The 15,225-nt window shown below is 74.8% G+C and carries 12 protein-coding genes; 3 read left to right on the top strand and 9 right to left on the bottom strand.

Annotation, left to right across the window (positions count from 1 at the left end; genetic code table 11):
- Positions 1-139 precede the first annotated feature (139 nt).
- The 3 genes from der to IF01_RS0126775 all read right to left on the bottom strand — a co-directional run bounded on the left by der (position 140) and on the right by IF01_RS0126775 (position 3,905).
- Positions 140-1,597, bottom strand: coding sequence for a ribosome biogenesis GTPase Der (gene der, locus IF01_RS0126785; protein ID WP_030396108.1), 1,458 nt, complete (start codon positions 1,595-1,597; stop codon positions 140-142).
- 211 nt (positions 1,598-1,808) lie between these two features.
- Positions 1,809-2,528 (bottom strand): (d)CMP kinase, encoded by a 720-nt coding sequence (gene cmk, locus IF01_RS0126780; protein WP_030396107.1) that lies wholly within the window; start codon positions 2,526-2,528, stop codon positions 1,809-1,811.
- Between the two features lie 291 nt (positions 2,529-2,819).
- On the bottom strand, positions 2,820-3,905 hold the full coding sequence (locus IF01_RS0126775; RefSeq protein ID WP_030396106.1) for a prephenate dehydrogenase: 1,086 nt from the start codon (positions 3,903-3,905) through the stop codon (positions 2,820-2,822).
- Positions 3,906-4,292: 387 nt separating this feature from the next.
- Between IF01_RS0126775 and IF01_RS0126770 the strand changes: the two genes are divergently transcribed.
- From IF01_RS0126770 to IF01_RS0126760, 3 genes are read left to right on the top strand one after another with little or no spacing between them, the layout of a single operon-like run.
- Complete coding sequence (locus IF01_RS0126770) at positions 4,293-6,617, top strand: DUF4139 domain-containing protein (RefSeq protein WP_244215637.1); 2,325 nt, start codon at positions 4,293-4,295, stop codon at positions 6,615-6,617.
- A gap of 3 nt (positions 6,618-6,620) precedes the next feature.
- Complete coding sequence (locus IF01_RS0126765; RefSeq protein WP_030396104.1) at positions 6,621-8,249, top strand: DUF4139 domain-containing protein; 1,629 nt, start codon at positions 6,621-6,623, stop codon at positions 8,247-8,249.
- Between the two features lie 55 nt (positions 8,250-8,304).
- Positions 8,305-8,667, top strand: coding sequence for a DUF952 domain-containing protein (locus IF01_RS0126760; RefSeq protein ID WP_030396103.1), 363 nt, complete (start codon positions 8,305-8,307; stop codon positions 8,665-8,667).
- 32 nt (positions 8,668-8,699) lie between these two features.
- Here the strand turns inward: IF01_RS0126760 and IF01_RS0126755 are convergent, their stop codons facing one another.
- The 6 genes from IF01_RS0126755 to IF01_RS0126730 all read right to left on the bottom strand — a co-directional run bounded on the left by IF01_RS0126755 (position 8,700) and on the right by IF01_RS0126730 (position 15,132).
- Entirely contained in the window at positions 8,700-9,683 is a 984-nt protein-coding gene (locus tag IF01_RS0126755) for a helix-turn-helix domain-containing protein (RefSeq protein ID WP_051740734.1), read from the bottom strand.
- 218 nt (positions 9,684-9,901) lie between these two features.
- Positions 9,902-11,227 (bottom strand): pseudouridine synthase, encoded by a 1,326-nt coding sequence (locus tag IF01_RS0126750; protein WP_030396101.1) that lies wholly within the window; start codon positions 11,225-11,227, stop codon positions 9,902-9,904.
- Positions 11,228-11,291: 64 nt separating this feature from the next.
- Positions 11,292-11,885, bottom strand: coding sequence for an SMC-Scp complex subunit ScpB (gene scpB / locus IF01_RS44275; protein ID WP_233290122.1), 594 nt, complete (start codon positions 11,883-11,885; stop codon positions 11,292-11,294).
- Positions 11,886-12,241: 356 nt separating this feature from the next.
- Positions 12,242-13,195: a segregation and condensation protein A gene (locus IF01_RS0126740; RefSeq protein WP_078880324.1), complete on the bottom strand. Its 954-nt coding sequence runs from the start codon at positions 13,193-13,195 to the stop codon at positions 12,242-12,244.
- Positions 13,196-13,429: 234 nt separating this feature from the next.
- Positions 13,430-14,023, bottom strand: coding sequence for a hypothetical protein (locus IF01_RS0126735; protein ID WP_078880338.1), 594 nt, complete (start codon positions 14,021-14,023; stop codon positions 13,430-13,432).
- A gap of 41 nt (positions 14,024-14,064) precedes the next feature.
- Positions 14,065-15,132, bottom strand: a complete 1,068-nt coding sequence (locus IF01_RS0126730) for a ParA family protein (protein WP_030396097.1) — start codon at positions 15,130-15,132, stop codon at positions 14,065-14,067.
- Between the last annotated feature and the right edge of the window lie 93 nt (positions 15,133-15,225).

The following is a 15,225-nucleotide window of genomic DNA, read 5'->3' as shown; positions in this document are numbered from 1 at the left end:
AACTCCGCACCCCACACCCCACACCCGGCCGGACACGACGAAGGACCCCGCCACCCGGTCCGAAGACCGGCCGACAGGGCCCTTCCCCACAGCTCCCGCCCGGATCACCGCCTCAGCGGCTCCACCCGAGCGTCAGCCGTCACTTCTTCCGGTTGCGCTTCTCCCGCACCCGCACCGAGATCGAGATCGGCGTCCCGACGAAGCCGAACTCCTCGCGCAGCCGGCGCTCGATGAAGCGCCGGTAGCCCGCCTCCAGGAAGCCCGAGGCGAACAGCACGAACCGCGGCGGCCGGGTGCCCGCCTGGGTGCCGAACAGGACGCGCGGCTGCTTGCCACCGCGGATCGGGTGCGGGTGGGCCGCCACCAGCTCACCGAGGAAGGCGTTCAGCCGGGCGGTCGGGATCCGGGTCTCCCAGCCCTGCAGCGCGGTCTCGATCGCCGGGACGAGCTTCTCCATGTGCCGGCCGGTCTTCGCCGAGACGTTGACCCGCGGCGCCCACTGCACCTGGACGAGGTCGCGCTCGATCTCGCGCTCCAGGTAGTAGCGGCGCTCCTCGTCGAGCTGGTCCCACTTGTTGTAGGCGATGACGACGGCACGACCGGCCTCGACGGCCATCGTGATGATCCGGGTGTCCTGCTCGGCGAGGGTCTCGCTGCAGTCGATCAGGACGACGGCGACCTCGGCCTTCTCCAGCGCGGCGGAGGTGCGCAGCGAGGCGTAGAAGTCGGCGCCGGCGGTCATGTGGACCCGGCGGCGGATGCCGGCGGTGTCGACGAACTTCCAGGTCTTGCCGCCGAGCTCGATCATCTCGTCGACCGGGTCACGGGTGGTGCCGGCCATCTCGTTGACGACGACGCGGTCCTCGCCGGCGACCCGGTTCAGCAGGCTGGACTTGCCGACGTTCGGGCGGCCGATCAGCGCGACCCGGCGCGGGCCGCCGGGGGCGGCGTCGCCGAAGGTCTGCGGCGGGGCCTCGGGCAGGGCGGCCATCACGGCGTCCAGCAGGTCGCCGGAGCCGCGGCCGTGCAGGGCGGAGACCGGGTAGGGCTCGCCCAGGCCGAGCGACCAGAGGTAGGCGGCCTCGGCCTCGGTGGACTGGCCGTCGACCTTGTTGGCGCAGAGCACGGTCGGCTTGCCGGCCCGGCGGATGATCTTGATCAGGGCCTCGTCGGTGTCGGTGGCACCGACGGTGGCGTCGACCACGAACAGCACCGCGTCGGCCTGCTCGATACCCAGCTCGGCCTGGGCGGCGACCATGGCGTCGATGCCGAGGACGTCGATCTCCCAGCCGCCGGTGTCGACGACCTTGAAGCGGCGGCCGTTCCAGGCGGCCTCGTAGCTGACGCGGTCGCGGGTGACGCCGGGCTTGTCCTCGACGACGGCCTCGCGACGGCCGATGATGCGGTTGACCAGGGTCGACTTGCCGACGTTCGGGCGGCCGACGATGGCCAGCACCGGAAGCGGGGCGTGGGCGCCGTCGCCGAAGCCGTCGACGTCGTCGAGGTCGAAGCCCTCCTCGGCGGCGAGCGCCATGAACTCGGCGTAGTCGGCGGCGTCCAGCTCGCCGGGGCCGGTGGAGGTGTGCTCTGCGGTCATGTTCGTACTGTCCGTTTCCCGGTACGGCCCTTCCCAGGGACGCACCGTGCGTACCTGCCCCGCCGGGGCAGCGCGAATGGGTTCGGGTGCCACCGTGGCGCCCCGTTGTTGTCAGAAAGTTCTTGCCGGAAGTTCCGGTCGATCATTCGAGAAGCCGAAGAGTCGAGAAGTCGACGAGTCGGAGGAGCCGGACCGAGCGGTCCGGCCGGTCTCAGACCGTCGACAGCGCGGCTCCGGCCCGCTGCTCGACCAGCGTGGTGATCCGGTCGATCACCTGCTCCAGGGTGAGCTCGCTGGTGTCCACCAGCACGGCGTCCGCGGCCTGGGTCAGCGGCGCGGTCGCCCGGGAGGAGTCGGCCGCGTCCCGGCGGGCCAGGTCGGCGGCCATCGCGGTGATGGTCGCCTCGTCCAGGCCCTTGGCCCGCAGCTCGGTCGCCCGACGCTCGGCCCGGGCCGCCTCCGACGCGGTCAGGAAGACCTTGACGGTGGCGGTCGGGAAGACCACGCTCCCCATGTCCCGGCCCTCGGCGACGATGCCGCGCTCGGCGACGCCGGCGCAGCCGCGCTGCAGCTCGACCAGCCGGGCCCGCACCGCCGGCACCGCGGAGACTGCGCTGACCTGCGCGGTCACCTCGGGGCCGCGGATCGGGCCGGAGACGTCGCGGCCGTCGACCGTGATGGTCGGGCCGTCCGCGTCCGTGCCGGACACGATCACCGGCTTGCCGCAGGCGACCGCCACCGCCTCCGGGTCGGCCACGTCGATGTCGTTGGCCAGCATCCACCAGGTCATCGCCCGGTACATGGCACCGGTGTCCAGGAAGCTCAGGCCCAGCCGGGCGGCGACCGCCCGGGAGACGGTCGACTTGCCGGAGCCGGAGGGTCCGTCGATGGCGACGACGACCGGGGCGTGCGCTCGGTCGGCAGTGTCCACGGCGCGAACCTCTCTCTGGAACTCGGATCTCTGATCCCTGAGCATGGCGACCCGGATCTACGGGGCAGCCGGGGGATTGTCTCCCTCAAGGTTAATGGACCGGCGCCCGACCCGGCCCCGCCGGTGCCGAGCCTCCCGCCCCACCCCGCGTCCGGCCCCCGCCGCACCCACCCCTGCCGGGCCCGGCAACCGGCCCGGCAAGGAGCGAGAACAGGGACCGAGAACAAGGACAAGGACAAGGACAGAAGGGCCAAAGCCAAGGACCAAGGACCAGGGACCAGGGCAGGGAACTCAGTCCCGGACGCTCCACCCGCTCGCCCGCAGCGCCGCCGTCAGCGCCCGGACCGCCCCCGGCGCCACCGCGAGCTGGACGAAGCCCACCTGCTGGCCGGTCGAGTGCTCGATCACGACGTCCTCGATGTTGACGCCGGCCGCGCCGACCTCGCCGAACAGCCGGCCCAGCTCACCGGGCTGGTCACCGAGCACGACGGCGACGGTCTCGTACCGGGTGGGCGGTGCGCCGTGCTTGCCCGGGATCCGGGCCTGGCCGGTGTTGCCGCGCCGCATGACCGCCTCGATGCCCGCCGTGCCGCCCCGCCGCTCGGCCTCCTCGGCGGCCTGCAGGGCACGCAGCGCGGTGACGGTCTCCTCGAGGTCGGTGGCGAACTCCGCCAGCACGTCCGCCACCGCGCCCGCGTTGGCGGACAGGATGTCCACCCACATCGCGGGGTTGGAGGCAGCGATACGGGTGACGTCCCGGACGCCCTGGCCGGAGAGCCTTATGGCCGTCTCGTCGGCGTGCTCCAACCGGGCGGCGACCAGCGAGGAGAGCAGCTGGGGGGCGTGCGAGACCAGGGCGACCGCGCGGTCGTGGGCCGCGGCGTCCATGACGATCGGCATGGCCCCGCAGAGCGCGACCAGTTCGAGGACGGCGTTCAGCGTCCCGGTGTCGGTGTCGGGGGTCGGGGTGAGCACCCACGGCCGTCCCTCGAACAGGTCGGCCCGGGCGGCCAGCGGGCCGGAGCGCTCCCGCCCGGCCATCGGGTGGCTGCCGAGGTAGTGGACGGTGTCGCAGCCGAGCGCGGCGATCTCGGCCCGCGGACCGTCCTTCACGCTGGCGACGTCGGTGTAGTACTCCGCCAGGCCGCGGCGCTGGCAGTCGGCGAGCACCTTGCCGACCAGCGCGGGCGGGACGGCGATGATCGCCAGGTCCACCGGGCCGTCGGCCGGCTCGGTGGTGCCGGCGCCCAGCGAGGCGGCGGTGCGGGCGGCGTCCGGGTCGGCGTCCTCCAGATGGACGGTCAGACCCCGTCCGGTGAGGGCGAGCGCGGCGGAGGTGCCGATGAGTCCGGTACCGACGACGACAGCTGTGCGCATGGCGGGGTGGCTCTCCTCACAGAACGGAACGGAACGGAACAGCACGGGGCATCAAGGACCGGCACGGAGCGGCGCGGAACGGACTGCGGACCGGGTCCGCCTTATCCTCCCCCATCGCCACCGCCCACGCGGCCGCCACCCGCAACCGCACCGGGCCCCGCGGCCGTCCCCACTCACACGGACCCGCACCACCCGCCCCCGGCACCGCCCCCACACGGACCGGCCGAACGACACGGGCCGGACGCCACCGCTCGAGCGCGGCCGACCGCACGCCACGCACGACGTAAAACCGGGGACGCGGGAACGGGCACACGGCAGGATGGGCCGCCCGGGAGAAGGCTCGGCGCGCGCTCGGCGCCGAAGGTACGCGACGAAGGGGTTGGCCGGGTGAACGATCAGCACAGCAGCGACCAGCATCAACCGCAGGACCACAGCACCACCACCGGTTCCGACATCGGTTCGGACATCGGGAACACCGCAGAAGGAACCGGCAGGGGAACCGGCGGAGGAACCGCAGGAGGAAGCACCGTCCCGACCGTCCCCTCGGTCCTGGACTCCGTCGTCGTCCACGCCTCCGGCGCGGTCTGCCGCCGCCGGGCCCGGGTGGCCCTGCCCCCGGACGGCCGGGTCCGGCTGACCGGCCTGCCCGGAAGACTCGACGAACGCTCGCTGCGTGCCCGGGTCCTCGCCGGCCCGGCCGGCACCGCCGTCACCGGGGCCCGGCTGGAGGCGGTCGCCGAACTCCGCGACCCCTCCGAGCTGCCCGAACTGCGCCTGCGGCTGGACGCGGCCAGGGAGCACGAGAGCACGCTGCGGGAACGCCTCCGGCTGGTGCTCGCCGCCGTCGCCGAGACCACCGCGCTGCGCGCCGTCCCGCCGGCCCGGCGCCGCGACGAGCCGCTGCGCCGTACGCCGGCCGACGCCTGGCTCGAACTGGCCGACTTCGTCGACGAACGCCTCGAACGGCTCCACGGGCGCGCCGAGCTGCTCACCCGGGACATCGAACTCGCCGAGCACGAGACCGAGTTGCTCGCCGACCGGATCGCCCGGGCGACCACCGCCGACCCGCAGGAGGCGATCACGACCGCCACCACCGCCCTGCTCACCCTCACCACCAGCGCCCCCACCGACGCCACCGACACCACCGACGCCATCACCCCCGAGCTGGACATCGAGCTGGAGTACACCGTCCAGGCCGCCCGCTGGGTGCCCTCCTACCGGCTGTCCTACCGCCAGGGCGACGACAGCGGCCGCCTGCTCCTGCGCGCCTCCGTCGCCCAGCAGACCGACGAGGACTGGACCGGCGTCCGCCTCGCGCTCTCCACCGCCGACCTGGAACGCCGCACCGACCTGCCCAAGCTGCGCTCACTGCGGATCGGCCGCAGCCAGCCGGCCCCGCCGCCCTCCGGCTGGCGCGAGCCCCCGGCCGGACTGTCCGACCTGTTCTCGGCGTACGACGCGGTCGGCCCGCGCCCGGTCCCGGACCGTCCGCTGCTCTCCCCCGGGGCGCCGCTCGCGGTGTCGGCCCCGGTCAGCCCGACCGTCGCCGTGCCGCCCCCGCCCCCGGCCCCCGCGGCCTCGTTCCCCGCCCCGGGCTCCTTCCCGCCCCCGGCCCCCCAGGCCCCGGGCGGCTTCGGCTCCCGCCCCCGCGGCCCCGGGGCCCGCGGCGGCACCCAGGGCGGCATGCGCGCGGCCGACGAGCCGTCCGGGTTCGGCGGCTACGGCGGGGGACCGATGCCGCCCGAGGCCCGCCGCGTCCGCGCCGCCTTCACCTCGGAAGCCGTCGGAGCCGCCGGAGCGGCCGGCCCCGCCGGATTCGCCGAGGAGGCCGACTTCCTCCTCGCCGGCGCGCCCGCCCCGTCCGGTCCCCCGCCCGGTCCGCCGGTCCCGGACGAACGGCTGCTCGACTACCCCTTGCTCGAACTGCTCGGCCCGGACGGGGACGCCGACCGGCGCGGCACCCTGCAGCGGGCGTTCCGTCCGGGCGCCGGGATCCGGACGGCGGTCGGCCCGTACGGCGCCCGGCTGCAGCGCCTCCCGATGCCGCAGCACGCGGTGCCGCCGAGAGTCTCGGCCGGCTCCTTCGACCACCGCTTCGACGCCGCCGCGCCCGCCGACATCCCGTCCGACGGCACCTGGCACACCGTCACGATCGACGACATCGCGGTGAGCGTCCGGCCCGAGTACGTCGCCGTGCCGGCGGTCGAGGAGCAGGTCTACGCGACCCTGGTGCTCACCAACGCCACCGCCCGCGCCGTGCTCGCCGGCCCGGTCGAGGTGACCGTCGACGACGAGTTCCTGCTCACCGGGGCCCTGCCCACCCTCGCCCCCGGCGGTGTGCGCCGACTGGGCATCGGTGTCGCCGAGTCGGTCGAGGTGACGCGCCGTACCGAGCTGCACGAGTCCACCGCGGGCATGCTGAACAGCAGCACCGTGCTCGACCACCGGGTGCGCGTCGAACTGGCCAACCGGCTCGGCCGCCCGGTCACCGTCGAGGTCCGCGAACGGGTACCGGTCAGCTCCGACGCCGATGTCCGGATCGAGGAACGGCCCGGCTGGCACGCACCGGACGAACCGTCCCCCGAGTGCCCGCCCGGCACCCGGCTCCGGCGGGTCGACCTGCCGCCGGGCGGCCGGGCCGAGCTGGACGGCGGCTACCAGATCAGAATCCCGGCCGGAAAGGCCATCGTCGGCGGAAACCGGAGGAACTGAACGATGACCGTCACCCCCCTCCCCGGCGCCGCGAGCGCGGGCGCCCCGGGGCCAGGCACCCCAGGAACCACCGCCCCCACGACCCCGCAGCACCCCGTCACGACCCTTCCCGTCACCACCGTCACCTGCCTGGAGGACCGCGCCCGGATCGGCCGCACCGCCACCCCGGACCTCGCCGCCGGCGTCCAGCGGCTGCGGCTCGGCCCGCTCACCGCCCTCGCCGTCGACCGCACCCTGCGCGCCGAGTCGGACACCCCGGGCGTCCGCGTCCTGGACGCCCGGATCACCCGCGCCTGGACGCCCCGCGCACCCCTGCCGCCCGGCCCGGAGGACTCCGAGCTGCGCCACCGGCTGCACGCGCTGGAGGTCCGGATCCGCGAGGAGGAGCGGCTGGCCGACCGGCTGGAGGCCCGGCTGGCCCTGCTCGCCCAGCTCAGCGCCGACCTGCTGCGGGAGGTCGGCGAGGGCGCCGGCGCCGGCGAGGTCGAACGCACCCGCTGGCACCGCGAGCTGGACCGGGTCGACACCGGCCGCGAGCAGCACGGCGAGGAGCTGCGCGCCGCCCGGGTCCGGCTGCGCCGGCTGGAGGTGGACCGCGCCGCGGCGCTCGGCGCCCTGGAGGAGTCCGAGGAGCGGCCCGCCGAACTCGTCGCCCACCTCGAACTCACCGTCGAGGCCGCCGCGGCCGGCCCGGCCCGGCTCACCGTGCACCACCTGGTGCCGTGCGCCCTGTGGCGGCCGTCCTACCGCGCCACGCTGGCCGACGGCGTGCTGCGGCTGGAGTCCGAGGCGGTGGTCTGGCAGCGCACCGGCGAGTCCTGGGACGGGGCCCGGCTGACCTTCTCCACCGCCCGGTCGGCATTTGCCACCGAACCGCCGGCGCTCGCCGAGGACGTACTGGTCCTGCGCGAGCGCACCACCGAGGAGAAGCGCGCCGTCGAGGTCGAGCTGCGCGAGGAGGCGATCTCCGAACTGGGCCCGGACGGCGTGGTGCCGGGCGTGGACGACGGCGGCGAGGTGCGGGTGCTGCACGCCCCGGCCCCGGCCACCGTGCCGTCCGACGGCAAGGCGCACCGGGTGCCGCTGGCCTCCTTCGACGGTCCGGCGCACAGCGAGTTCACCTGCTCGCCGGAGCTGTCTCCGCTGGTGACCCAGGTGGTCCGGTTCCGCAACACGGCCGGGCACCCGCTGCTCGCCGGGCCGGTCGAGCTGGTCCGCGGCAGCGGGTTCACCGGGCGCGGGCAGCTGCCGTTCACCGCGGCGGGCGCCGACACCGAGCTGTCCTTCGGCAGCTCGGACGGCTACCGGGTGGTGCGGGAGACCGAGGAGCGCCGGTCCACCGCGGGCCTGAGCCAGCGTTCGGTGACCACCCGCACGGTGCGGCTGCACCTGTCCCGGTTCTCCGGCCCGGAGGAGCGGGACGAGCAGCTGGTAGCGGTGCGCGAACGGGTGCCGGTCTCCGAGGTGGCGGCGGTGGAGGTGCGGCTGCGCAAGGAGGAGTGCTCACCCGTGCCGGACGCCTTCGACGCCGAGGGCATCGTGCGCTGGGACGTCCCGCTCGGCCCGGGCGCCCGCCGCACGCTGACCCTGGTGTACGAGATCTCCGCCTCCTCGAAGGTGGCGGGCCTGTGAGCGGCGGCGGCCCGGGCGCCCGCCCGGGTCCGGCCGGAACAGGTACAACAGGAGCATGATCCTGCACCTCACTCCCCTGGACGACTGGCTGGCCGACCCCGGGCGGCCGTACGCGACCGCCTCGCTGCTCACCGACGGGTTCATCCACTGCTCGGCGGACGAGCCGACCGCGCTGGCCGTGGCCAACGCCTTCTTCGCCGACACCCGCGGACCCCTGATGGCGCTGCTGATCGAGGAGTCGCTGGTGGAACCGATGGTCAAGTGGGAGGCCCCGAACGGCGCACCGCCGCCCGGGGCCGCTCCCGGGGTGCTGTTCCCGCACATCTACGGGCGGCTGAACCGCACGGCCGTGGTCGGCCTGGAGAAGGTCGAGCGGGGCCCGGACGGCCGCTGGGTGTCCCTCTCCCCCTGGAGCTGACGCCCCGCCCGGCGGGCTCCGACGGTCACGCCCTACAGCCAGCCCCGCTCCCGGGCCGCCATCCCGGCCTGGAAACGGGTGGTGGCGCCCAGCTCGCGCATCAGCGACTGGAGCCGGCGCTGGGTGGTCCGGGCGCTCCAGCCCAGCGAGCGGGCGATCGACTCGTCGGTGAGGCCGGCCGCCAGCAGGCCGAGCAGCTTGCGGTGGTCGGCCTCCGGCTCCAGCGCCCCGTCCCCGGAGCCGATCGCGGCCTGCAGCTGAACGGCCCGCTCCCACTCCGCCTCGAAGAGCGTGTCCAGGGCCTGGAGCAGGGCCGAGGGGTGGATCACGTAGGCGGCGTCGAGGACGCTGTCGCCGACGCTGATCGGGATGATCGCCATCCGGTCGTCCGACATGACCATCTTCATCGGGAGCACCGGCCTGACCCTGGCCTCCTCCCCGTCGGCGACCCCGGCCAGGATGTTCTTCTCCAGCCGGCCCGGCCAGGCCACCGCCTCCCGGTCGTAGATCGTCCGGAACCGCACGCCCTCGCCCAGCCGCTGCCGCTGCAGCGGGATGTTGGCGACCGGGTCCTGGATGTAGGGCGGGCAGTCGAAGCCGCGGATCTGGTACTGGCTGGTCCCGGTGATGTGCTCCAGGCGCTGGGCTATCGCCTCGCCGCCGGTCAGCACCTCGACCGAGTGCGCCGGGTCGGTGTACCGGGACGCCTCCCGGAAGGCGTCCATCAGCCGGTGCATCTCGGCCCGGGCGTGCCGCAGTTCGGACTCCCGGTGGCCGATCAGGGTGCCGATCGCCACGTCCGGGGCGACCGGCAGGAAGCGCTGGCGGTCCACCGGGGCCCGGGTGGCCATGCCCTGCTGGGCGAGCCGGTCCAGGGCCCGCAGGCTCTGCTGGGGCGTCAGTTCGCAGAGCCCGGCGAGGTCCTCGGCCGTGGACTGCGGGTTGGCCACCAGCGCCGCGTAGACCCGCCCGTCGGGCCCGGCCAGTCCCAGAGCGCTGAGTGGTGCATCGGACACGGCGTCGCTCCCCCGTTCGCCTCTCGCCCCCCGCCCCGGGTGGCGCACTCCCGCCACCCGGCGGGTCGCGGTCAGGTGGCAATCCTCGGCCACGGATCACCGGGCTGACAAGGTGATCACCCCACGATGCGGCCCGCTTCACAGCAGATCCGCCGAACGACGGAGGGCCTCCCCGCCGAGTGGCGGGGAGGCCCTCCGGGGACCCGGGGGTCGGGGTGTTACAGCCCGACCTCGCGCATCAGCTGACCGACCTCGGGGTTGGTCAGCCGGCGCAGCCAGCCGGACTTCTGGTCACCGAGCGCGATCGGCCCGAAGTGGGTGCGGACCAGCTTCTCGACCGGGAAGCCCGCCTCGGACAGCATCCGGCGGACGATGTGCTTGCGACCCTCGTGCAGGGTCACCTCGACCAGGTAGTTCTTGCCGACGTTCGAGACCACCTTGAAGCTGTCGGCGCGGGCGTAGCCGTCCTCCAGCTCGATGCCCTTGGCGAGCTGCTTGCCCAGGTCGCGCGGGATCGGGCCCTGGATGGCGGCCAGGTAGGTCTTGGTCACGCCGTACCGGGGGTGGGTGAGGCGGTGGGCCAGCTCACCGTGGTTGGTGAGCAGGATGATGCCCTCGGTCTCGGTGTCCAGGCGGCCGACGTGGAACAGCCGGGTCTCCCGGTTGGTCACGTAGTCGCCGAGGCACTGGCGGCCGTCCGGGTCCTCCATGGTGGAGACCACGCCGGCCGGCTTGTTCAGCGCGAAGAACAGGTACGACTGGGTGGCGACGGTCAGGCCGTCGACCTTGATCTCGTCGTTCTGCGGGTCGACCCGCTTGCCCTGCTCGGTGACGCGCTTGCCGTTGACCTCGACCCGGCCCTGGTCGATCAGCTCCTCGCAGGCGCGGCGGCTGCCGATGCCGGCCCGGGCCAGCACCTTCTGCAGTCGCTCGCCCTCGGGCTCGCCGAAGGTCTTCGGCAGCTTCACGGCCGGCTTGTCGTGGCGGGCCAGGACGGCGTCCTCGATCCGGGCCTGGAGCTCGCGCGAGCGCTGCGGCTGGCGGCGCGGGTCGCCCGGGGCGGGCGCGCCCTCGCGGCGCGGCCGGGGGGCCGGGCCGGGCCGACGCCCGGTGTAGCTGCCGCGGGCCGGGGTGGCGTTGGGGCCGCCGCCGAACTCGGGACGGTCGTACCTGCGCTCCTCGGGCCGCAGCGGGCGGTCCGGGAAGCGACGGTCGTCACGGCGGTCGTCGCGCCGGTCGTCACGGCGATCGTCGCGCCGGTCGTCACGGCGACCGTACGAGCCGGAGCCGGAGCCGGCGCCCGGACGACCCGCACCGGAACCGGGACGGCCCGAGCCGGTGCCCGGACGGCCCGCACCGGAGCCACCGCGGGGCGCGCCGGAGCCACCGCGGCCGGAGCCGGAGCCACCGCCGTACGAACCCCCGCGCTCTCCCGAGCCGCCGCGGCCCGAGCCGCCCCCGTAGGAGCCGCCCCGGTCCCCGCCCTGTCCGCCGCGACCGCTGCCGCCGCCGCTGCTGTTCCTGCCGTTGCCACTGCTACGCATCAAAGTGTCCGTACGTCGTTACCGTCTTGGGCTGTGCGGTCGTTTCGGCCGACCTCACCGCCCCCTACCGATCAGGCGCAGCCCGACCGGCCTCGCCACTGCCGTCCGCAGCCTTCGCGGCAGCGGCGGCGACCGCCTCCGCGATCATCGTGCCCTCCAGGGACTCCGCTTCCACGTCGTCGACCTCGGGCAGGAACGGGGCGAGCTCCGGCAGCTCGTCCAGGCCGCGGAGCCCCATCCGTTCCAGGAAGTAGTTCGTCGTCCGATACAGGATCGCACCTGTTTCGGGCTCGGATCCGGCCTCTTCCACCAGTCCTCGCTGTACCAGGGTACGCATCACACCGTCACAGTTCACACCGCGGACGGCGGAGACCCGCGATCTGGACACCGGTTGCCGGTAGGCGACCACCGCCAGGGTCTCCAGCGCCGCCTGGGTCAGACGGGCCTGCTGGCCGTCCAGGACGAAGCGGTCGACGGCAGGAGCGCAGGTGGCGCGGCTGTGGAAACGCCAGCCCCCGGCCACCTGCCGCAGGTCGAAGCCGCGGCCCTGGGCGGTGTACTCGGCGGACAGCCCGCGCAGGGCCGAGGCCACCTCCGCGCACGGGCGCTCCAGCACGGCGGCCAGGTGGGCCTCGGTGGCCGGCTCGTCGACGATCATCAGGATCGCCTCCAGCTCCGCCCGCAGCCCAGGCCCGTCCGCCGCCGGGAGGCCGGGAAGATCCACGGAAAGGTCTTCGGGAAGCCGCTCCGGAGAAGTCGACGGAGCCGACTTCTGGTGCACCACCTCCACCGGCACCGCCGCGGCCACCTCCACCGCCGCCACTACCTCCACCGCCTCGGCCGTGACGGCCGCCACGGCGGCCATGACCGCGGGGACGGCCCCGGGAGCCGCCACCGGACCGTCCTCCAGGACGCTCGGAGCCGGTTCCTGCCACTCCTCGGCCCTCGGCTGCCCCGGTACCCCCAGCGCCCGCCTGGCCGGCCGTCCACCGCCCGCCTCGCCGTTCCCGACCGTCATCGCCCGTCCTCCTCGCCCTTCACCGCCGCCTCGCCCGCCGCCTCGCCCGCCGGCCGGTCGAACTCGTCGGTCACCTCGATCGCGCCCCGGTCCGCCTCGGCCACCCAGCGCACCACCAGCTCGCCGAGCGCGTCCGGCTGCTCGAAGGCGAGCACCCGCTCCCGGTACAGCTCCAGCAGGGCCAGGAAGCGGGCGACCACCACCATGGTGTCCGGGGCGTCCGCCACCAGCCGCTGGAAGGTGGCCTCGCCCAGCTCGGCCAGCAGGTCGACCACCAGGCCGGCCTGCTCGCGCACGCTCACCGGCGGGCTGTGGATGTGGTCGACGTAGACGGCCGGCGGGGGCTTGGGCGTCATCGCCCGGGCGGCGAGCTGCGCGAAGCGCTCGGTGCCGATGCTGATCACGACCTCGGGCAGCAGCGCGGCGTGCCGGGGCTCCAGGCCGACGCTGCGAGGGCGCCGGAGCAGCTCGGCGGCCCAGCGCTCGCCGAACAGGGCCGCCGCGCGCTTGTAGGCCCGGTACTGGAGCAGCCGGGCGAAGAGCAGGTCGCGCGCCTCCAGCAGGGCGAGGTCCTCCTCGTCCTCGACCTCGGCGGCGGGCAGCAGCCGGGCCGCCTTGAGGTCGAGGAGGGTGGCGGCGACCACCAGGAACTCGGTCGCCGCGTCCAGGTCCCAGTCCGGCCCCATGGCGCGGATGTGGGCGAGGAACTCGTCGGTGACCGTCGCCAGCGCCACCTCGGTGACGTCCATCCGATGCTTGGCGATCAGGCTCAGCAGCAGGTCGAACGGGCCTTCGAAGTTGTCCAGCCGGACCCGGAAGCCGCCCTGCGGCCCGTCGGTACCCGCTCCGCCCGCCCCGCCCCCGGCGCCCACGGCGGCCGACGCGCCGGGCTCCGCCGCAGCGACGACGGCGGCCTGGGCGACGACGGGGCTCTCGGACGTGCTCGGCATGACGGTCCATCTTCGCCCGGCGGCACCGGCCGCCCGGCACCGGGGCCGCCGACACGCCGGTCCTCTCCGGCCCCGCAGCCGCCCGCGCGGCCACGCAAGGCCCTGGGACCCGCCCGAACCCCCCGCGGCCCCGGGACAGGCGCCCAGCGCCCGCACAGCCGCCGTTCCGGGCCCCACCGGCCCCCGCGCGAACCTCGACCCGCCCCGGACCCCCCGCGGCCCCGAGGCACGGGCTCAGCGCCCGCGCAGCCGCCGCACCAGGATGCTGGCCTCGCCGCGCTGCTCCAGGTCCGCCAGGACGACCGCGATGGCCTCCCGCACGATCCGGCCCCGGTCCACCGCCAGGCCGTGCTCACCGCGGAGCACCAGCCGGGTGTGTTCGAGGTCCATCAGCTCCTCGGCGGACACGTACACGGTGATCTTCTCGTCGTGCCGCTCGCGCCCGCTGGGGCGGCGGGGGGCACGGCCACGCGGACGGGGCCGTCCGGCGGCACCCGTCTGGTCCTCGACCGCACCGGCGTGCTGGCGCGGCGCCGGGGCCGAGGTCCGGCCGCCCGGCTGTGCGGGGGCGGGCACGGACGCGCCCGCCGCACCGGTCTCGCGGCGCGCGCTCCGGCGGCCGCCCTCCTGGTCCCCGGCCCGGTCCGCGCCGCTCCCGGCGCGCTCCGGCCCCTCGCCGCCGTCGGCCGGGCCGACGCCACCGGCCGCGGTGACCTCGTCGGCGCCCTCGGCGCCGTCCGGGTCACCGGCGCCGTTGACCGCCCGGGCGGTCTCCGGTCTGGGGGCCTCGACGGCCGAACGCGACGCGAGGGACGGCGAGAGCGCCATCCCGCCGGTGGTTCGGAACAGCTCGTCGGCCCCCGGGAGACTCACTCGGCGGGGCGGCACCGGTCGAGCACCTCCCTGGCGAGCTGACGGTAGGCGGCGGCACCGACCGAATTGGTCGCGTACGTCGTGATCGGTTCGCCGGCGACGGTGGTCTCCGGGAAGCGCACGGTCCGCCCGATGACGGTGTGGAAGACGTGCTCGCCGAACGCCTCGACGACGCGCGCCAGCACCTCGCGGCTGTGCACGGTGCGCGAGTCGTACATGGTGGCGAGGATGCCGTCCAGCCGCAGCTCCGGGTTGAGCCGCTCGCAGACCTTCTCGATGGTCTCGGTGAGCAGCGCGACACCGCGCAGCGCGAAGAACTCGCACTCCAGCGGCACGATCACGCTGTGAGCGGCCGTCAGCGCATTGACCGTCAGCAGGCCCAGCGAGGGCTGGCAGTCGATGATGACGTAGTCGTAGTCGGGCAGCAGCGGCCGCAGGGCGCGCGCCAGCGCGGACTCCCGGGCCACCTCGCTGACCAGCTGCACCTCGGCGGCGGAGAGGTCGATGTTGGACGGCAGCAGGTCCATGCCCGGCACGGCCGTCTTCAGCAGCACCTCATCGGCCGTCAGTCCGCGCTCCATGAGCAGGTTGTAGACGGTGACGTCGAGTTCCATCGGGTTGACGCCGAGTCCGACGGAGAGGGCGCCCTGCGGGTCGAAGTCGACGAGCAGCACCCGGCGGCCGTACTCGGCGAGCGCGGCACCCAGGTTGATGGTCGACGTGGTCTTGCCGACGCCGCCCTTCTGGTTGCACATCGCGATGATCTGGGCGGGGCCGTGCTCGGCCACCGGCGCCGGGATCGGGAAGTACGGCTGCGGACGTCCGGTCGGGCCGATCCGCTCGCGGCGCTGTCGCGCGGCGTCGGGGGCGAGCGTGGCCGCGTACTCCGGGTCCGGCTCGTACTCGGCGTCGGGGTCGTCGTAGGCGCCGTAGGCGAACTCGCCGTAGGCCAGGCCGTGGGCCGGCAGTTCGGCGTCGTAGTCGGTCACCGTGGTCACCTGTGCTGTGTTCTGGCGTGCTTCGAAAGTACGGAGAGCGACCGAGCCGACCTCGGCCGAGCCCACGGAGGCCTGCCTGGCCCCGGACTCCCCACTCGGCTGGCCGGCGGTGTGCTCCGCCAGCCCTGGCTGACCACCCCCGGGAGCAAATGTCGACTC

It is taken from the genome of Kitasatospora purpeofusca (assembly GCF_000718025.1).
Lineage (GTDB): Bacteria > Actinomycetota > Actinomycetes > Streptomycetales > Streptomycetaceae > Kitasatospora > Kitasatospora purpeofusca.
The sequence above is the reverse complement of the archived record's forward strand: the minus strand, read 5'-3'. Positions and strand labels throughout refer to the sequence as shown.